Here is an 18371-nt window from a genome sequence, read left to right as displayed (position 1 = left end):
AGGCACACATGCGTGAACGCGACCAAGCCAACTCACCCGACGGCCGGCCGAAAGTCTACGACACCGGCATCGACACCGACTTCAACCCCTCCTGGGCCATCCGACACGGCTGGGCAGGACGCTCATAACCCCAGCACAACACCCCACAACCCACCCATCCCGGCCCCCAAAAAGCACACATTTTGTCACTTAAGTCGACACGCCGAGAAAAGCACACATTTTGTCACTTAAGTCCGCATTTCCCCAGGCTAATTCGCTCGCTCACCGGTATGGAGCGCGAGCCACACGCATGAAAAAACGCCCGCTCCAACCATGTGGTGCGGGCGCTGCAAAAGCTTACTTGCCAAGCTTACGACGCTGAACACGCGTGCGGCGAAGCATCTTGCGGTGCTTCTTCTTGGACATACGCTTGCGGCGCTTCTTAATCACTGAACCCATAAGGTTTCCTCGTTTCTTCGTAGTACGTTCTTGACGTGCCAGCATTCACTCGTGGTGTACGCAATGGGTGTAAGCATACAACCAAGGTGTTTGGCACTCAAAAAGGTTCGGGCAAGGTGAGTGCTAGTTATCCGACGTCGTACACGGAGGACTCGAGGTACTCACTGACCGCCGTTTCGTTGACGCGGAAGGAGCGGCCGACGCGTACTGCCGGCAGCTCACCCGAGTGCAACAAGCGGTAGACCGTCATCTTGGAGACGCGCATAATTTCGGCGACTTCAGCGACGGTTAAGAACTTGCCTTTATCTTCATTTGCCATTAATTCATAAACCCTTCAGCACGGTCGCGCTGCAGGCTTCCCCTCCTGCAGGACGAAACACGCACGTGCTTCAAACAACCTTATCGTGAACACTGGGCCTAATGCGACTCATGTGCCGATAATTTTTCAAAGTGCCTGGAGAAACACCCCGTATCTGGTGTGAAAGCGGTGACTGCTGTGGCACAACCGGCGCAACCGGCGCAATCGGCGCAACCGGCGCAATCGGCTCAGTAAGCTTCGGAGCGCGTCGCGCAGGCGTCGGTGGCGCGGTAGATCGCGGCGCGTAGGCCGGACTCCTCGAGTTCCCGGATTGCGGCGACGGTGGTGCCGCCCGGTGAGGAGACGGCGGCGCGCAGGCCAACGGGGTCGGGGTGCTGGTCCAGTAACGCCCCAGCGCCGGCGCAGGTTTGGGTGGCCAGTTCCGTGGCGAGGTCCCGGGGCAGTCCGAGGGCAACGCCGGCGTCGATAAGTGCTTCGGTGAGCAGGAAGTAGTAGGCGGGCCCCGAACCCGAGAGCGCGGTGACGGCGTGCATTGCCTTTTCGGGGACGGCGACGACGCGGCCCGCGGACGTCAAGAGCTTTTCGACGGCCTCCCGCTGCTCGTCTTCCACATAGCGGCCGGCGGAGACGGCGAGCACGCCCTTGCCCACGAGCATCGGGGTGTTGGGCATCACGCGCATGATCGGAGTGCCCGCGGACGAGATTGCCTCTTCCATGTCGGCGATGTCGACGCCGGCGGCCATCGAGACGAGCACGGTGGGCACCGAATTGCTCGCGACAGTCTCCGCGATCTCCCCGATCACGTCAATGATCTGGTTGGGTTTGACGCACAGGAAGACAACGTCGGCGTCGGCGGCGGCCTCGACGTTGTCCGTCGTGGCCTGGATGGCGTAGCGCTCGGCGAGCGCCGCCACGCGCTCTTCGGAGCGGCAGGTGGCAATGATGTGGTGCGGTTCGACCTTTGAGGCGATCAGCCCCTGCAGCAGGGCCTCGCCGATATTGCCAACGCCAATGATTGCGATTTTTTCCATGCACCACACACTAGCGCCACGGGGGCGCTGTGGTGGAAAACGCCCTTAGAGCAGGGCCGGGCCGAACGCCATGACCAGGGCGGCAACGCCCGCGAGCGTCATGGTCAGACCATCGCGGCCAGTGTGCATCGCGCGCACACCGAAGACGACGCCCGCAACAGCGGCGGCGCCCAGGATGGCTGCGAGTGCGGTTGCCAGGTTCGCCCAGATCCAGCTGAACAGCATGAACCCGAGCACGCCCAGAACCACGCCGATGAACACGAAGAGCACCAGCATGATGGGGTTGACGGCGCCGTCGTCGGCTTCAGGCTCCACCTTTTCGACGTCCACATCCTCTACATGGTCGTCGTCGAAGAGGTCGAGGCTGTCTTCCTCGGCGGGTTTCTCAGCAGGCTCAGCCTTGGTGCGCTGCGCTGGCTCCTTGGTGTCCTCCACGACGCGGATCTGCGTCGTTTCGTCCTCGGAAGGGCTGGCCTTCTGCGCGGCAGGCGCAGGCGCGGGCGGGTCAACCGGCTTCTCGGCCGCAGGCTTTGCAGCCGCAGGTTTCTCGGCCGCAGGCTTCTCTGCAGCAGGCTCAGGCTTCGCCGGTGCGGGTTCGGCTGGTGCGTCGAGTGGCACGCTGGAGTGCTTCGCTTCGGCCGGGCGGGCGTCGACAGCCTTGAAGGAGCCGGTCAGCTCCGCGACCGAGACGCCGCCTTCCTCCAAGCTGCGGCGTCGGCGGGGACGCTTACCCACGTCCGGGTTGGTTTTCTGGGCCCGGGCGAGGAGCTCCGCAACCGTCAGCTGCTTGTCCTCAGACATCAGTCGTTGTCTCCTTCGTCATCTCCTAAGTCATGCCCTTGGTCGATCCAACGGAGGATCACGCCTTCTCGTAGCGCCCATGGACAGATCTCTAACTTATCAAGCTTAAGCGCTCGCATGGCAGCCTCTGCAACTAGGGCACCCGCAACGATCTGGTGTGAGCGGTCAGCGCTGATGCCTTCGAGCTCCGCGCGGTCGGCTGCGGTCATGCGGGAGATGAACGCGATGAGCTGGCGCAGGCCCGGCGCGGTGAGGGTTCGCTTCACGAAAGGCCCAGCTGAGGAGGGTGCAGCGCCGGTTAGCCGAGCGAGGGAGCGGAACGTCTTCGAGGTGCCGACGGCCAGCCCCGCCTCCCCCAGCGCGTGGAACTCGCGGGCGGGCCCGGCGAGTTCAGCGTCGATGTAGTCGCGCAAAAGGTTGATCTTTTTACGCTCAGGCGGGTCGGATTCGAACCACTCGTGGGTGAGCCGCCCGGCGCCCAGGTCGAGGGACACGGCCAGGTCGGGGCTTTCTTCGGTGCCGGTGGACATCTCCAGGGAGCCGCCGCCGATGTCCAGGTTGGTGATGCGCCCCGCGGACCACCCGTACCAGCGGCGCACTGCGAGGAACGTCAGCCGCGCCTCCTCCTCGCCGGAGAGGACTTCGAGGCGCACGCCGGTTTTCTTCTCAACCTTCTTCAGCACATCCTCGGAGTTCGTCGCCGAGCGCACGGCGGACGTCGCAAAGGCGAGGAACTCCTCGCACTTCAGCTTGCTGCTTAGGCCTGCGGCTTCCCCCACGGCGTCGACAAGCTTGTCGACGCCCCGAGGCTCAATATTGCCCTCGTCGTCGAGGAGTTCGACGAGCCGGAGCGGCTGCTTCCAGTCACTCATCGGGGTGGGGCGGCCACCGCTGCGGGCATCTACCCCCACGAGATGCACCGTATTACTGCCTACGTCTAATACACCTAATCGCACCCCCTCAGCGTAGTGCGTCTACGGTGTGTTGGTGTGAATCAACCAGTTTTTCTCGGATTCCCCGCCGAATCCCCCGCCGGCCGCTCGATCCTCGCGGGACGCGAAGTGCCCACCGACTTCCCCCGCGAATGGTTCGTGTTCATGCACCCGGAGGACCCGCTGCACTACTTCAGCATCGACCTGACGTGGGTGGAATCCACCTGGTCGTGCCGGTTTGGCACGCCGCAGTGCCACGGGATTGATGAGGACTTCTCCGTTGTCGGCTGCTGCATCCACGGCGCGTACCTCTCCGACGAAACGGACCGCGACGACCTCTATAATGCGGTCGCCGAGATGCCCGCGAAGTACTGGCAGCTGCGCCCCCGCGACGTCGATTCCTACATCGCAGCCGCCGACCCCACCATCCTCGAGCCCTGGCTGGAGTGGGACGACACCGAAGAAGAGGACGACGGCCCACACATCAAGACGCGCGTGGTGGATGGCGCCTGCATCTTCGCCAACCGCACCGGCGCCGAAACCGGCCCGGGCTGTTCCCTGCACCAGTGGGCGATGGCGGAAGGCCGCAACATCATCGGATCCAAACCGGAAGTGTGCTGGCAAGTGCCGTTTTCCCGGGAGGACTCCTGGGAGGAACGCGCCGACGGCCAGGAGATCCTGCGCACCACCATCGGCGAGTACGACCGGCGCCAGTGGGGTGGCGGCGGCGAAGACTTCGACTGGTGGTGCACCGACGCGCCCGCCTGCCACACCGGCGGTACACCCGTGTGGCAGTCGATGAAGCAGGAGCTACAGCAGCTCATTGGCGAGAAGCCCTACGAGGTCCTCGCCGCGCACTGCGCCGCCCGCGCGAAACTCCCGCGTGAGGCGAAGACCACGCACCCGGCCAGCGATCAGGCCTCGAACTTGTAGCCCAGGCCGCGCACCGTCACCAGCTGCTTCGGCTTCGACGGCTCCTCCTCGATCTTTGAGCGCAGCCGTTTGACGTGCACGTCCAGGGTCTTGGTGTCGCCGACGTAGTCCGCACCCCAGATCATGTCGATGAGCTGGGAACGCGTAAGCACCCGGCCGGCGTTGCGCATCAGGTACTCCAGCAGGTCGAACTCCTTGAGCGGCATGCGGACTGGTTGGCCGTCGACAAGCACGCTGTGGCGCTCGACGTCCATGGTGACGCGGCCGCCGATGAGTACGTCGCGGCTCGGCTCGTCCTTTTCCTCCGCCGCCGACTCCCCGCCGCGGCGCAGCACCGCCCGGATGCGCGCAATGAGCTCGCGAGTCGAGTACGGCTTGGTCACGTAGTCATCCGCGCCGAGCTCGAGGCCCACCACCTTATCGATCTCCGAATCGCGCGCCGTGACCATAATGATCGGCACGGACGAACTCGCGCGCAGCTTCCGGCACACATCCGTGCCGCTCATGCCCGGCAGCATCAGGTCCAACAGAACAAGATCGACCTCGTTGGCCTCGAACGCCTCGAGCGCCGCCGGGCCGTCGGCCGCCCACACCGTGGAAAAGCCCTCCTTTTCCAGCAGATACGACAGCGGATCCGCCAGGGACTCTTCATCTTCAACGATCAGGATCTTCGTAGACACGGTTAGGGAAACCCTCCTGCAAAAGCTACATCGGCAACTCGAGCGTGAAAGTCGACCCGGTCCCCGGGCGCGACCACACTCTGATAGTACCCCCGTGGTTTTGCGCCACATGCTTCACGATGGCCAAACCCAAGCCAGTCCCCCCAGTCGAGCGCGACCTCGCCTTATCGACGCGGTAAAAACGCTCAAACACGCGCTTCTGATCCTCCAGCGCAATCCCGATCCCGCGGTCAGTGACGCGCACAAGCGCCACCTTCTGCTTCCCGGACATACGCACCTGCTGCGTAATACTCACCGGCTGGCCGTCCGGCGAGTAGTTAATGGCGTTCGACACCAGGTTGCTCACCGCGGACGTCAGCAGCGACTGGTCCCCCATCACCGTAATCCCGGTGGGTTCCCCACGGATCAGGTCGATGTTGCGGCCCTCGGCGGTGACGTGATTGCGGGTGATGGCGTCGTCAATCACCTCGTCGAGGCTGACCGGATCCATCTCCGGCAACGCCTCCGCGCCCTGCAGCTTCGACAGCGAAATCAGGTCCGTGATCATGTCGCCCATCCGGTGGGCCTCCTTCAGCACCTTCGTGCCGAAGTAGTCCACCATCTCCGGGTCATCCGGGTCCTGCAGCAGCGCCTCCGCGAGCAGCGCCATCCCGCCAACCGGCGTCTTCAGCTCGTGCGAGACGTTCGCCACGAAGTCGCGGCGCGCGTGCTCCATCCGCACGTTCTCCGACTCGTCCGTGCTGTAAGCAATCACGTAGGAGTTCTCCGTCAGCGTCAGCGGTTTGACCACCACGCGCACGTTCCGAATGCGGGACCCCGTCGCACGAATCGGCAGGTCAAGGTCAAGGACGTGCGTCTCCTGATCTTCAAAAACCTGCTGGGCGGTCTCCCACACCTCCGGCTGCACCGTGCGGTCATACACCAGCGACATATCGTGCGCCCTCGCGTTCGAGAGCAGCACCTTGCCCTCCTGGTTCATCACCGCAATCCCCGTCGGCGAGCCCTGCACCGCCAACTGCAGCACCTCACTAATCGTAGCCGCCCTGCGGGAATCCGAACCACCATCAACCCGGTTGCGTAAACGCCAACGCAGCGCCCGCCGCACCAACGGTGCAGCAAGCGCTGCGAGAACTACGCCCCCTAAAAACGCCAGTAGCGGGGACAATGTGGCTACTTACTTCTGGCCCTGGTTAGCAACCGCAGCAGCACCTGCCGCAGCCGCCTCCGGATCGAGGTACGTGCCGCCTGGGTTGAGCACCTTGCCCTTGCTGTCAATCTCGTAGACCAACGGCATGCCGGTCGGGATGTTCAGGGCAGCGATGTCATCGTCGGAGATGTTGTCCAGGTACTTCACCAGGGCGCGCAGCGAGTTACCGTGCGCAGCCAGCATGACCGTCTTGCCGTCGAGAACCTCAGGCAGGATGACGTCGATGTAGTACGGCAGGAAGCGCTCCACAACGTCCTTCAGGCACTCCGTGCGTGGCACCTCTGGGAGGAACGCGTAACGCACGTCGTCGGTCTGGGAGTACTCGTTGTCGGCGTCGATTTCTGGTGGCGGAGTGTCGTAGGAACGGCGCCAGCTCATAAACTGCTCTTCACCGTACTCCTCACGGATCTCGGCCTTGTTCAGGCCCTGCAGCTTGCCGTAGTGACGCTCATTGAGGCGCCAGTTACGCACAACTGGAATCCAGTGACGGTCCGCAGCGTTCAGCGCGATGTTCGCGGTGCGGATCGCACGACGCAGCAGCGACGTGAACACGATGTCCGGCAGCACGCCCTTTTCTGCCATCAACTTACCGGCGTTGACGGCTTCCTGCTCACCCTGCTCAGTCAGATTGACATCGACCCAGCCGGTGAACTGGTTGGACTTGTTCCATTCACTTTGTCCGTGACGGACAAGAATCAACTTTCCATTCGTCATGGCACCAATCATGCCACGAATCGTATGATTTTTCTTTAAGGTTGGGTCTCATGATCCACGCCAACGCCGTCGCCGCCACGCTCTCCGTCGCACTTCTCGCACCTGGGGCACCATTTCGTGTCCTCCCAGAGCAACCACCGACCACAATACGAGTGGGCAATCACACAATTTCCATCCCCGAACACGCCAGCGCCGCGTCCTGCTCCCAAGGCTTCAACGGCACCATCAACGGCCAGCTCGTCATGCTCACCGCCGGCCACTGCTTCGACCTCTCCGAGGGTGTCGACAACGAACCCACCGACGTCATGCGCACCCACCGCGTCGAAGTACCTATCGACGCCAGCTACCGCCCCATCGGCACCCCAACCAACCTCAAACCCTCCACCGACTACGCCGACGTCTACCTCCCCTCACAGTTCTTCTGGGACACCGTCAACACCCCGGATTGGGGCGTCGTCACCGCCGCCCCCGACGCCCCGGCCACCCGCATGTCCTTCTCCCGCGACGCCAACGGCCACGCCCACGGCGCACCTCGCGAACTGCGCTACATCCAGGACACCCGCAACCTGCCCTACAACTACTTCGACACCTCCAACTTCGGCCAACCCATCTGCAAAGACGGCGCCACCACCGGCCGCACCTGCGGCCACCAACTCGCCCGTTCCCGCAACAGCATCTACTCCTGGGGGCTGCACTACGAGCACGGCGACTCCGGCGGCATCAACTACGACCCACGCGACGGCGCCGTCCTCGGTGTCAGCTCCATGGGCGTAGGACCCCTCGGCAAAGCCCAGCGTGCTGATCGCATCATCGAAGACGCCTTCAACGTCCCCGACGGCAAAGTCAACGAAGCCTTCACACTCCCCGATTCCACCGCGCCCCACGCCGACTTCACCCCGCTCAATCAGGAGCAAGGGGCATTGATGGGCCAGATCATGCAGGACAACCCCGAACTGAAACCGCGCAAGACCGGCAAGCAGGGCTTCGACGAGGCCGTCGCCGCAGCCCAACGCGACGCCGACGTTGCCGCCCAGCGCGCCAGCCAGGTCCGCACCGTTGAGCAGGCGCAACGCCTCGCCGCCGACGTCTCCGGTGCGGTCGATCACCACGCGCAACAACTCGGCAAGTGGGGTGCCGCCGCGGCGGTGGAGGCGCTTGGGACGGCTTCACTCAATTGATGGACAAAGGCGCCATCCCTTGGCAAAGCCCGTCCGACAACCTTTTGGTTTTACAACCTCACAGCCAGGGGACCGGCACACCCCAAGCCGCTAACTGAGGGCCAGCCGCGTACACAGCCCCACCAAGCGCAGCCAAGACCGCTAGAGCTATCCGCAAGGCCAAAATCGGCGACCCTTTGGCAAACGTGGAGGCATAATTCGCTAGGGCCACGTCTGCTTGAGTGTACGGTTGGGACGGGCAAATAGGTTCACCAATTGCAGGCTGGACTGGAGACTTCCGCAGCTCACGACACTTCGCTGCTTTTTCTTCTGATGTCACTCCCCAGACAATCGCCTCAAGCATCTCTCCAGACACCTCACGATGCTTGAATACATACCCCATCGTATCGGCGAAATCGAACACGTTGTCTGTTTTGCTTGACTCCGCTACGCTGCTTGCTGCTTGGGGCTCCGTGACTTCGGCACAAGCGCTATGAGTAGCCCCAGATGCCGCCACAGCCACCGTGACCAATCCGGGTACAAGAAATCTAAATTTCATCATCTTCACTTTCCGCACGACGATCCCCCACAAGAACTGCCTGGGAGCTTCGAGTGCTCATGGACGCCAAGGGATTTGCGGTTAAATTTCGCCGTAACACCGCCTCGCCAAGCTCGGTGCTTCTGAGCTTGAGTCAAGCTTTGGTTTTGTACCGTTTTTTGTATCCACCCCAATTCAGAGTCGATTTTTGCAGCGGATCCAGACCCAATGCACTGCTCCCGCCCAGAGCTATCAATCTGGACTTTAGTAGTCGAAGCAACCCCGACTATCTCATTCCCGGCAAAAACCGCTGCACCGGAGTCACCGTGACACAAATTGGCGTCGCCGGTTGGGTCCAAACGCACTTGGTCAGAGTAAACGTCTCCCGTGGTGGTATGAACCAGGTAATCAACTACCCCCACACGAAAATCTGCTGCCGACGAAAAATTATTGGGCTGCCCAACCTGCCCCGAATAGCCAATTACTCGAACACCGTCACCCACTCGTGGCGACCTCGCACTCAACTCAAATTTTCTAGCATTAATTCCAGTTCCCACACGTATGAGCGCAAGATCGTGCTCCGGGTTGGGAGCCATTTCAATTAACTCAATCCCTGCAAATTCACCATCAGACTGCTGGATAAATCCAATTGAATTCAATTTACCTTTAACACAGTGCCGAGCCGTCAGCCAGTAATAATCTCCAACATAGTTGGCCGTACATGTTCGCTTCGAAACTAATCCGTCAGAGAAATATAAGGCACCGATCCTATTGTCATATGTAGGAGTTTTATTGGTAGTGAACCAGTCCAACCCCTCATCGTACGGTTCATTTCCATCAGACTCATCCTCCCAATGTTGTTCCTCACCACCTTCATATAATTCGTTGACCTGCTCTCCAGCCTCTTGAGCCTGCACAACACTCACCGGCGTCCCTACAACGCCAAAAGCGAAGGCAAGCAGAAGACCCTCAATCAAAACTCGATACCGCACAGTAACTCCTTAACGAAAGATTAACGGTCCGATCCTTTTCGACTTTACAGTAGCATAGCGCCACTAGGATTTACGCCTTATTGGCCCTACATACTCCGAATAGATTTCACCCAACCCCGCGGCAATTTTGAATGACCACCAGCATCACACGCTTCCAATGCCTCGACCGGAACGGTTCTAACGCGTCTTGGCCGCCAGCGCGAACCGGGCTGGGCACCAAATTCCCGCCCGAGCCGGAGCCGGAGCGGATAGAGGAGCGACCTGGGAGAAACGCAACGGCGCCCTTCTAAAAGCAGAAATTTGGCGCATAGATTTGGGAGCCAGTGACAAAGGACGCACCTCAAAACATCTAGCACTTTTACCACCAGCGGGCATGAATGTCTAGCCCAAATTAGGTTGCGTCTTTTGTCACTCGAGGCAGCTGGGTGACACCAAATTCCCTTCCGCGAGCCTCCGAACTGGGAAAACACAAAAGGCGTTCCCCCAAAAACATGCAGCTAGCTGCCGATGGCTTTCCGGTCGCAGAGGCCGCGGTCGAAGTGGTCGAGAGTGTCCTGGTAGATGCCGGTGAGGGCGTGGGCGCTTTCGCGCCAACTGAACTTGCTGGCCTGGGCGACAGCGGCTTGGCCCATGGCGATGCGGGTGTCGTCGTCGTGGAGGAGCTCACCGATGGCGCTGGCCCAGTCGGCGGGGTCGTGGCTGTGGACAAGGGTGCCGGTTTCGCCGTCGGCGACGACGATCGGCAGGCCGCCGACGGCCGCGGCGACCACGGGGGTGCCGGTGGCTTGGGCTTCGACGGCGACGAGGCCGAAGGACTCGTTGTAGCTGGGCACGGCGACGATGTCGGCGGCTTGGTACACGTTCACGAGTTCCTGGGGCGGCCGGGGTCCGAGGAAGCGCACGATGTGGCCCACGCCTTCTTCCTCGGCGAGGCGCTGGTAGGTGTCGACGCTCACCCCACCGCCCGAAGCGCCACCGCAAATGAGGACGCGCAGGGGGAAGTCGACGCCATCGCGAACCAGTTTGCCGATGGCTCGGATGAGCACCTGCGGGCCCTTGAACTCCTGGAGACGGCCAACGAAAGCGACCACTTTGGCGTGGACGGGGATGCCGAGGTGGCGGCGTGACATTTCAGTGTTGCGGTTGGTGCCGGGGGTGTAGAGCTCGGTGTCGGCGCCGGGGGTGACCACGGCAATTTTGGCGGGGTCGACGTCGTAGTGGCGGGACAGTTCGGTGATTTCGTCTTCGGTGTTGACCACGAGGCGGTCGGCGTTGTCCACGAGTTGCTGTTCGCAGATGCGGCGGGCTTCGCTTTCGGAGCTTTCGGCGCCGGATGCGTAGGCATTTTTGACGGCGGCCCAGGTGTGGCCGGTGTAAATGAGGGGGACGTCGCTCAGTTCGGCGAGGAGCCAGCCGACTTGGCCGGACAGCCAGTAGTGGGCGTGGATGATGTCGTAGTGGGCGTCGTAAATTCGGCAGAACTGCACGATGCCGCCGGCGAACGTGGCGAGCTGCGTGGGCAGCTCCTCTTTGGGCAGGCCTTCGTAGGGGCCGGCGACGATGTGGATGACCCGGAAGCCCGGTTCGACCTCGGCGATTTGTGGCTGGCTGGGGCGGGTGGCGCGGGTGAACACGTCGACTTCGATGCCCTGGCGCGCGAGCTGCTGGGCGATGTTGAGGATGTACACGTTCATCCCCCCGGCGTCCCCGATGCCGGGCTGTTCGAGGGGCGAGGTGTGCATTGAAATCATGGCGACGCGCATGCCCGCCAGCGTATTACATCACCGCGTGGCGGTGCCACGAACCGAAGTCGGCTGCGACGGTCGCAGCGAGCTGCTGGTAGGCGCGCAGGGTGTCGGGTGCGAGGCGGTCCATATCGACGACGGCACCTTCGGCCAGGTGGCGGTCGTATGGGATGGCGTGGACGGCGCGGGTGCGGGCGGCGAAGTGTTCGGTGAGGCGCTCCATATCAATGGTGGGTTTGCCCGGCGCGCCCGCACTGATGACGACGACCGCGTTGGAGGCGAGCTGGTCGTAGCCGTGGAGGCTGAGCCAGTCGAGGGTGGCGGCAGCTGATTGGGCGCCGTCGAGGGCTGGCGAGGTGACCAGGACGAGCGCGTTGGCCAGGTCGAGGACGCCAGCCATGGCGGAGTGCATGAGGCCGGTGCCGCAGTCGGTGAGGATGACGTTGTAGTGGTGTTGCAGGATGTCGATGGCTTTGCGGTAGTCGAGCTCGGAGAAGGCTTCGCTGACGGCCGGGTCGCGTTCGGAGCCGATGACTTCGAGGCGCGAGCTGGCCTGGTTGGTAAATGCCCGGACCTGCGGGTACCGCGAGGTGTCTTTCGCGAGCAGGAGGTCGCGGATGGTGGCGGGTGAGTTGGCGGTGGCGCGTTGCGCGAGCGTGCCGAGGTCCGGGTTGGCGTCGATGGCGATGACGCGGTCGCCGCGGGTTTCGGCGAACACCCCGCCGAGGGCGATGGTGGTTGTTGTCTTGCCGACGCCCCCTTTCAGCGACATGACGGCAATCCGGTAGTCGCCGCGCAGGGGTGCGCGGATGGCGTCGATGAGTTCGTCGCGTTCGGCTTGGGCGCGGGAGCGCCCAGGGTTGATGCGGCCGCGGCTGGCGCTGTGGACGAGTTTGCGCCAGCCCTGTTTTGGCGGTGCTTTCACGGGATCGACCAGGTTGCTTTGGTCGAGGCCGGTTGGCGGTGTGAGGTCGGTGGTGGCGTCGAAAAATGTGGTCAATGGAATCCCCCCTTGTGTTTCCCCAGTGGCTCACGAGCGTACCTGATGTGGAAAACTAGCAAAACCTACCAAACCGTAGGTTATACTTTCCCTCACCTACTTTCGACTAGCTAACAAAAGGAGTGTTTATGGGCGCCTACGAAACCAAAGCCTGGCTTACGCACTACCCCGAATGGACCGACCCGCACCCGATCGTCGGCAGCGACACCCTCGTCAGCCTGTTCAATACCGCCGCAACCACCCACCCGGGCCGCGCAGCCACCTGGTTCATGGGCAAAACACTCACCTACCAAGCCCTCAACGAGCAGGTCAACCGCTTCGCCGCCGCCCTGCAGCGCCTCGGCGTCGCACCTGGCGACCGCGTTGTCATCGCGCTGCCGAACTGCCCGCAGCACGTCATCGCCATCACCGCGATCCTGCGCATCGGGGCCGTCGCCATCGAGCACAACCCGCTCTACACCGCCTACGAGCTGGAGAAACAGTTCCTGGACCACGGCGCGCGCGTGGCCATCGTCTTCGACCGGGAGGCCGAGACCTTCCACACGCTGCAGGAAACGACGGCGCTCGAGACCGTCATCGCCGTCAACCTTATCGACGCCATGCCCCGCCACCTGCAGCTCGCCCTGCAGGTGCCGCTCGGGTCGGTGCGCGCCCAGCGCGAGGAACTGCACACACCCGCACCGAAGGCGATCTCGTGGGAATCCCTCGTGGCGAAACCTGCAACACCGACGGATCTGCCGACCATCGCACAGTCCGACACCGCGTTCATCCTGTACACCTCCGGCACCACCGGCACCCCCAAGGGCGTGCCGCTGACGCACGCCAACGTGCTCTCCGTCCTCGCCGCCGGCACCCAGTGGGTGAAGGACTGGGGCGCCGTCAACGAGAAGGTGCTCGCCATCCTGCCAATGTTCCACATCTACGGCCTGGCCCTGAACTACGGGTTCCCGCTGACCGTCGCCGGCCAGATGGTGCTCGTCCCGGCGCCGAAGCCGAAGCTCTACCAGCAAGCCATCTTGAAGACGCGCCCCACCCTCCTGCCCGGCGTGCCGCTGCTGTACGAGCGGATTGCGGAGTGGGCCGTCGAAAAGCATGTGGACCTCTCCTCCTTCCACAGCGCGATCTCCGGTGCCGCAACCCTGCCGCAAAGCACCATTGAGCTGTGGGAACGCGTCACCGGCGGACAGCTCATCGAAGGCTACGGGCTCACCGAAACCTCCCCGATCCTGTGCGGCAACCCCCTCGACGGCAACCGGCGCCCCGGCTACATCGGCGTGCCGTTCCCGAACACCGAGATCCGCATCGCGAACCCGGACAACCCCAGCGAGACCATGCCCGACGGCGAACCCGGCGAGCTGCTCGCGCGCGGCCCGCAGGTGTTCTCCGGCTACCTCAACAACCCAGAGGCCACCGAGAAGTCCTTCCACGACGGCTGGTTCCGAACCGGCGACATGGCCGTCATGGAGCCCGACGGCTTCATCCGCCTGGTGGCGCGCATCAAGGAAATCATCATCACCGGCGGATTCAACGTCTACCCGGACGAGGTCGAGGAGGCGGTGCGCACGCACCCAGACGTCGAGGACGTCGCCGTCGTCGGCCGCCCGCGCGAGGACGGCTCCGAGGACGTCGTCGCATGCGTCACGCTTCGCGACGGCGCCCCGCTCGACCCGGAAGGGTTGAAGGAGCACGCTCGCCAGCGCCTGACCCGCTACAAGGTGCCGCGCACCTTCTACCATTTCGAGGACTTGAACCGGGACCAGACCGGCAAGATCCGACGCCGCGCGGTCCAGCAAGAATTGGTGGCCATGCTGCAGTCCACACAATAGGTTACGGTAGCGTAGGGTAGGGCCATGACCTTGGACGCAAACACCACAAAGCCATGGCTGCAGTACTACCCGGAGTGGACCGCGCACTCGCTCGAGTACGGGTTCACCACGCTGCCAGGCATCTACGACGACAACCTGGAACGCAACGCCGACAAGCCAGCGACCAGGTTCTTCGGCCGCTCCATGACCTACGGCGAGCTGGACAAGGAAGTCCGCCGCGCCGCCGCCGGGCTCAAGGCCTTCGGCGTGCGCAAGGGCGACCGCGTGGCCATCCTGCTGCCGAACTGCCCGCAGCACGTCATCGCGTTCTTCGCGGTGCAGAAGCTTGGGGGCGTCGTCGTCGAGCACAACCCGCTCTACACCGCGAACGAGCTTCGCCCGCAGTTTAAGAACCACGGCGCCCGCGTGGCCATCGCCTGGGATAAGGCGGCCGACACCCTCGAGGCGCTGCGCGCCAGCACCGACCTGGAGACGGTCATCTCCGTCGACATGACCAAGGCGATGCCGAAGCTGCAGCAGCTCGCGCTGCGCATCCCGATCGCGAAGATCCGCAACGCCCGCGAGCAGCTCACCGTGCAAAGCTCAAACACTGTGCTCAAGACGGTGCCGTGGGAGACGCTGCTCGGCTCCGCCATCGGCGGCGAGGGCGACGATCTGGCCACCGAGGCCGGCATTGCACCCGACGACCCAGCCCTTATCCTCTACACCTCCGGCACCACCGGGGAGCCGAAGGGCGCGGTGCTCTCCCACAAGAACCTGCACGCCAACGCCTGGCAGGGCGTCGCGTGGGTCAAGGACCTGCAGTCCGAGTCGCAGCAGCGCATGCTGGCCACCCTGCCGTTCTTCCACGCCTACGGCCTCACCTTCTCGCTGACGCTCACGGTGCTCATCGGCTCCGAGGTCGACCTACTGCCGGCGCCAAAAATGGACCTCGTCATGGGCTCCATCAAGAAGTTCAAGCCCACCTTCATCCCCGGCGTGCCCACCGTGTTCGAGCGAATTATCGACGCCGCCAACAACGAAGGCCTCAACATCAACGGTGTCAACACCGGGTTTTCGGGCGCGGCCTCCCTGCCCGTCGAGACGATCGAGGCGTGGGAGCGCGTCACCCACGGCCACCTCGTCGAAGGCTACGGCCTGACCGAGACCTCCCCGATCCTGATCGGTAACCCGGGCACCGCGGACCGCCGCGCGGGCTACATCGGCATCCCCTTCCCCGACACCGAGATCCGCATCGTCAACCCCGACAACCTGGACGAGGACATGCCCTACGGCGAGCCCGGCGAAATCCTCGCCCGCGGCCCGCAGGTCTTCGCGGGCTACCTCAACAACCCTGAAGCCACCGAGCAGGCCTTCCACGACGGCTGGTTCTGCACCGGCGACCTCGGCGTCATGGAGGAGGACGGCTTCATCAAGCTCGTTTCCCGCCTCAAGGAGCTCATCATCACCGGCGGGTTCAACGTCTACCCCGCCGAGGTGGAAACGGTCATGCGCACCCACCCCGATGTTGTCGACGTCGCCGTCGTCGGCCGCCCGCGCGAGGACGGCTCCGAGGACGTCGTTGCCTGCGTGACACTTCGCGACGGCGCCCCACTCGACCCGGACGGCCTGAAGGACTTCGCGCGCAAGAACCTCACCCGCTACAAAGTGCCGCGCACCTTCTACCACTTCGAGGAACTGCCGAAGGACCAGCTGGGCAAGCTGTCGCGCCGCAAGGTGCAGGAAGAGCTCCTGTCCCGCCTGTAGGTGATTAGATCGACATCCCGACCCACACCGGCTCCGGCACGAGCCGGACGCCGAATGCGCGCTCCACACCGGCTTGCACGTCGCGGGCCAGGGCCACGATGTCGTCGGCCTTGGCGTTGCCCCGGTTCGTCAGCGCCAGGGTGTGCTTGGTGGACAGGCGGGCCGGGGCGTGCTCGCCGGGGTAGCCGCGCGGGAACCCGGCGCGCTCGATGAGCCAGGCGGCGGAGAGCTTCACGCGCCCGTCCTCCTGTGGGTAGCGCGGCATCCCCTCAATACCGATCGCATCTGCGACCGAGGCGTCCACCACCGGGTTGGTGAAGAAGGAGCCTGCGGACCAGGTGTCGTGGTCGGCCGGGTCGAGCACCATGCCCTTCGCCCGGCGCGTCTCCAGGACGGATGCGCGTGCCTCCGCGAGTGGGACCCGCTTGCCGCCGAGGTGGCGCAGCGGCGCCGACAGGTCCGACTTGGTCAGTTTCAGCTCGATCTCGAGGACCACGGCGCGGTGGGTGAACTTCAGGTTGGAGTAGCGGTATGCCAGCTCCAACGACTCCGGGGTAACCCACTCGTCCACGCCGGTCTCTCGGTTCCACAGGCGGACGCGGTGCAGCACGTCAGCGATCTCGGCGCCGTAGGCCCCCACGTTCTGTACCGGCGTGGCACCCGCGGAGCCCGGGATGCCGGACAGGGCCTCAATGCCCGCCAGGCCGTGCTCCACGGCGTAGGCAACCACGTCGTCCCACACGGTGCCGGCGCCGACGCGGAGGGTGGTGGCGTCGATAAGTTCGATGCCGGGGTTGCGCACGAGCACAGCAGTGACTGCCTGCGGGCCGTCGGCGACCACCAAGTTGGAGCCGCCACCAACGATGAGCAGCGGCGTGCCTGCGGCGTCGAGGCGCGCGACCGTCGCAGCGAGGTCCTCGGCGGTGTCGCAGCGGATCACATCAGCGGGGGTGCCGCCGACGCGCAGAGTTGTCATTGAGGCAAAAGATGTATCAGACACCCCATCAACGGTAGTCTGTTCACTATGACTGCACGTAGTGAAATCACCGTAACCATCAACCATCCTGCCCAGAAGGTGCGCGACGCCTTCGCAAGCAAGGATTACTGGGCGTTCATCGCGGAGAAGCTCTCCCCCGAACCGGGCGAGCTCCACGAGTTCGACGGCTCCACTGCCGTCCTCTTCGAGATCCTGCCGAAGTCCATCCTGCCTGAGGCAGCGCAGGCCATGATTTCGCAGGACCTGAAGCTGAAGCGCACCGTCAACACCGGCACCGACCCGATCACCTTCACCGGTGACGTCAAGGGCACTCCGGTCGATTTCGGCGGCGAGATCACGCTGACCGACAACGGCGACACCACCTCCCTGGCCTACGACAACGAGGCAAAGGTAGACATCCCGTTCATGGGCGCTGCGCTGGAGCCGAAGGTTGCTGAGGCGCTCGAGGAGATCGTCGAGAACGAGGCGAAGCTCACCGAGGAATGGATCTCCAACAATCTCTAAGCACCACCACAATCTGCGCTCGCAGGCGGGCCACGGGCAGCCCTACGGGGTGATCACCCGGGGCACGACCGGCATCAACCGACTGCGACGCTGCGATCGATGGACCCGCCACAACGCGCGGGTCATTTCGCTTTTGCGCGAAGGAACCCCACTAGCACTCGACGTCGGCTACGGCGCCTCCCACACCACCACCTGCGAGTGGGCGGGCTGGCTGCGGCGCATCAACCCCAACGTCGAGGTCGTGGGCCTGGAGATCAACCCCGAGCGGGTCCTCCCGCCGCGCGACGGCGTCCGCTTCGAGCTCGGCGGGTTTGAGCTCGCCGGCTACCAGCCGCAGCTTGTGCGCGCGTTCAACGTGCTGCGCCAGTACGACGTCGCGGAAGTCCCCGACGTGTGGCGCACCGTCACCTCCAAGCTCGCACCCGGCGGTCTCTTCATCGAGGGCACCTGCGACGAGCTCGGCCGCCGCAGCACCTGGGTACTTCTCGACGCCACCGGCCCCCAAACCCTCACCCTGTCCTGGGACCCATTCGACATTTCGACGCCCAGCGACCTCGCCGAACGCCTACCGAAGGCGCTCATCCACCGCAACGTCCCGGGCGAGCCCATCCACGACTTTCTTCGCGACGCCGACTCCGCCTGGGAACACGCCGCCGGCTGGGAACCGCACGGCCCGCGCGTGCGGTGGCGCCACGCCCGCGAGGCGCTCGCCCGTGACTGGCCGATCACTCCGGTGCGCCGCCGCCTCAGCGATAACACCGTCACCGTCGACTGGGCGGCTGTGGCGCCCAAAGGTGAGTCGCTACACTAG

At 63.8% G+C, this 18371-nt stretch carries 18 protein-coding genes; 6 read left to right on the top strand and 12 right to left on the bottom strand.

Features of this window, described 5'->3' with window-relative positions; all coding sequences use genetic code 11:
- Window positions 1-336: 336 nt before the first annotated feature.
- The 5 genes from BJP06_RS09265 to BJP06_RS09245 all read right to left on the bottom strand — a co-directional run bounded on the left by BJP06_RS09265 (window position 337) and on the right by BJP06_RS09245 (window position 3545).
- Window positions 337-438 carry a 30S ribosomal protein bS22 gene (locus BJP06_RS09265; protein ID WP_003855542.1) on the bottom strand — a complete coding sequence of 34 codons (102 nt, stop codon included), beginning with the start codon at window positions 436-438 and terminating at the stop codon, window positions 337-339.
- 127 nt (window positions 439-565) lie between these two features.
- Window positions 566-757, bottom strand: coding sequence for a helix-turn-helix domain-containing protein (locus BJP06_RS09260; protein ID WP_070363204.1), 192 nt, complete (start codon window positions 755-757; stop codon window positions 566-568).
- Between the two features lie 227 nt (window positions 758-984).
- Window positions 985-1788, bottom strand: a complete 804-nt coding sequence (gene proC, locus BJP06_RS09255; protein WP_071573639.1) for a pyrroline-5-carboxylate reductase — start codon at window positions 1786-1788, stop codon at window positions 985-987.
- Window positions 1789-1833: 45 nt separating this feature from the next.
- The gene (locus BJP06_RS09250) at window positions 1834-2589 is read right to left on the bottom strand and encodes a hypothetical protein (protein ID WP_070363205.1); all 756 of its coding nucleotides are present in this window, start codon (window positions 2587-2589) and stop codon (window positions 1834-1836) included.
- Window positions 2589-3545, bottom strand: coding sequence for a Ppx/GppA phosphatase family protein (locus BJP06_RS09245; protein ID WP_071573638.1), 957 nt, complete (start codon window positions 3543-3545; stop codon window positions 2589-2591). Before BJP06_RS09245 ends, BJP06_RS09250 begins: the two co-directional genes overlap by 1 nt.
- Before the next feature lie 33 nt (window positions 3546-3578).
- Between BJP06_RS09245 and BJP06_RS09240 the strand changes: the two genes are divergently transcribed.
- Complete coding sequence (locus tag BJP06_RS09240; protein WP_070975687.1) at window positions 3579-4454, top strand: hypothetical protein; 876 nt, start codon at window positions 3579-3581, stop codon at window positions 4452-4454.
- Here the strand turns inward: BJP06_RS09240 and BJP06_RS09235 are convergent.
- Genes BJP06_RS09235 through BJP06_RS09225 form a run of 3 tightly spaced genes read right to left on the bottom strand, consistent with a single transcriptional unit; the run spans window position 4436 to window position 7055 of the window.
- Window positions 4436-5134: a response regulator transcription factor gene (locus BJP06_RS09235; RefSeq protein ID WP_070363208.1), complete on the bottom strand. Its 699-nt coding sequence runs from the start codon at window positions 5132-5134 to the stop codon at window positions 4436-4438. The genes BJP06_RS09240 and BJP06_RS09235 overlap by 19 nt on opposite strands.
- Window positions 5135-5159: 25 nt before the next feature.
- On the bottom strand, window positions 5160-6299 hold the full coding sequence (locus BJP06_RS09230; protein ID WP_083433259.1) for a cell wall metabolism sensor histidine kinase WalK: 1140 nt from the start codon (window positions 6297-6299) through the stop codon (window positions 5160-5162).
- Between the two features lie 9 nt (window positions 6300-6308).
- Window positions 6309-7055: a phosphoglyceromutase gene (locus tag BJP06_RS09225; RefSeq protein ID WP_071573650.1), complete on the bottom strand. Its 747-nt coding sequence runs from the start codon at window positions 7053-7055 to the stop codon at window positions 6309-6311.
- Between the two features lie 50 nt (window positions 7056-7105).
- Here BJP06_RS09225 and BJP06_RS09220 point away from each other — a divergent pair, with 50 nt between their 5' ends.
- Window positions 7106-8233 (top strand): hypothetical protein, encoded by a 1128-nt coding sequence (locus BJP06_RS09220; protein WP_071573636.1) that lies wholly within the window; start codon window positions 7106-7108, stop codon window positions 8231-8233.
- Window positions 8234-8776: 543 nt separating this feature from the next.
- Here the strand turns inward: BJP06_RS09220 and BJP06_RS09210 are convergent.
- The 3 genes from BJP06_RS09210 to BJP06_RS09200 all read right to left on the bottom strand — a co-directional run bounded on the left by BJP06_RS09210 (window position 8777) and on the right by BJP06_RS09200 (window position 12487).
- Window positions 8777-9742 carry a serine protease gene (locus BJP06_RS09210; RefSeq protein ID WP_071573634.1) on the bottom strand — a complete coding sequence of 322 codons (966 nt, stop codon included), beginning with the start codon at window positions 9740-9742 and terminating at the stop codon, window positions 8777-8779.
- Window positions 9743-10239: 497 nt separating this feature from the next.
- Window positions 10240-11505, bottom strand: a complete 1266-nt coding sequence (mshA, locus tag BJP06_RS09205; protein WP_071573633.1) for a D-inositol-3-phosphate glycosyltransferase — start codon at window positions 11503-11505, stop codon at window positions 10240-10242.
- Between the two features lie 13 nt (window positions 11506-11518).
- Entirely contained in the window at window positions 11519-12487 is a 969-nt protein-coding gene (locus BJP06_RS09200; RefSeq protein ID WP_071573632.1) for a MinD/ParA family protein, read from the bottom strand.
- A 128-nt stretch (window positions 12488-12615) separates the two neighbouring features.
- On the opposite strand from BJP06_RS09200, the gene BJP06_RS09195 reads away from it, so the two are divergent.
- Both BJP06_RS09195 and BJP06_RS09190 read left to right on the top strand, forming a co-directional pair.
- The gene (locus tag BJP06_RS09195) at window positions 12616-14313 is read left to right on the top strand and encodes a long-chain-fatty-acid--CoA ligase (RefSeq protein WP_071573631.1); all 1698 of its coding nucleotides are present in this window, start codon (window positions 12616-12618) and stop codon (window positions 14311-14313) included.
- Window positions 14314-14343: 30 nt separating this feature from the next.
- A complete protein-coding gene (locus BJP06_RS09190) occupies window positions 14344-16059 on the top strand; it encodes a long-chain-fatty-acid--CoA ligase (RefSeq protein WP_071573649.1) in 1716 nt (571 codons plus the stop codon).
- 4 nt (window positions 16060-16063) lie between these two features.
- On the opposite strand, the gene BJP06_RS09185 is transcribed toward BJP06_RS09190, so the two are convergent.
- A complete protein-coding gene (locus BJP06_RS09185) occupies window positions 16064-17122 on the bottom strand; it encodes a UDP-N-acetylmuramate dehydrogenase (RefSeq protein WP_071573630.1) in 1059 nt (352 codons plus the stop codon).
- Between BJP06_RS09185 and BJP06_RS09180 the strand changes: the two genes are divergently transcribed.
- On the top strand, window positions 17084-17560 hold the full coding sequence (locus BJP06_RS09180; RefSeq protein WP_070477357.1) for a DUF2505 domain-containing protein: 477 nt from the start codon (window positions 17084-17086) through the stop codon (window positions 17558-17560). The two genes, BJP06_RS09185 and BJP06_RS09180, sit on opposite strands and share 39 nt — an antisense overlap.
- Window positions 17553-18371 (top strand): SAM-dependent methyltransferase, encoded by an 819-nt coding sequence (locus tag BJP06_RS09175; protein ID WP_071573648.1) that lies wholly within the window; start codon window positions 17553-17555, stop codon window positions 18369-18371. Before BJP06_RS09180 ends, BJP06_RS09175 begins: the two co-directional genes overlap by 8 nt.

It is taken from the genome of Corynebacterium sp. NML120713 (genome assembly GCF_001875735.1).
GTDB classification, from domain to species: domain Bacteria; phylum Actinomycetota; class Actinomycetes; order Mycobacteriales; family Mycobacteriaceae; genus Corynebacterium; species Corynebacterium pseudogenitalium.
The sequence above is the reverse complement of the archived record's forward strand: the minus strand, read 5'-3'. Positions and strand labels throughout refer to the sequence as shown.

Coding starts and splice junctions, on each gene's coding strand:
- BJP06_RS09265 (WP_003855542.1), bottom strand. CDS start 438: ATGGGTTCAGTGATTAAGAAGCGCCGCAAGCGTATGTCCAAGAAGAAG.
- BJP06_RS09260 (WP_070363204.1), bottom strand. CDS start 757: ATGGCAAATGAAGATAAAGGCAAGTTCTTAACCGTCGCTGAAGTCGCC.
- proC (WP_071573639.1), bottom strand. CDS start 1,788: ATGGAAAAAATCGCAATCATTGGCGTTGGCAATATCGGCGAGGCCCTG.
- BJP06_RS09250 (WP_070363205.1), bottom strand. CDS start 2,589: ATGTCTGAGGACAAGCAGCTGACGGTTGCGGAGCTCCTCGCCCGGGCC.
- BJP06_RS09225 (WP_071573650.1), bottom strand. CDS start 7,055: ATGACGAATGGAAAGTTGATTCTTGTCCGTCACGGACAAAGTGAATGG.
- BJP06_RS09220 (WP_071573636.1), top strand. CDS start 7,106: ATGATCCACGCCAACGCCGTCGCCGCCACGCTCTCCGTCGCACTTCTC.
- mshA (WP_071573633.1), bottom strand. CDS start 11,505: ATGCGCGTCGCCATGATTTCAATGCACACCTCGCCCCTCGAACAGCCC.
- BJP06_RS09195 (WP_071573631.1), top strand. CDS start 12,616: ATGGGCGCCTACGAAACCAAAGCCTGGCTTACGCACTACCCCGAATGG.
- BJP06_RS09180 (WP_070477357.1), top strand. CDS start 17,084: ATGACTGCACGTAGTGAAATCACCGTAACCATCAACCATCCTGCCCAG.
- BJP06_RS09185 (WP_071573630.1), bottom strand. CDS start 17,122: ATGGTTGATGGTTACGGTGATTTCACTACGTGCAGTCATAGTGAACAG.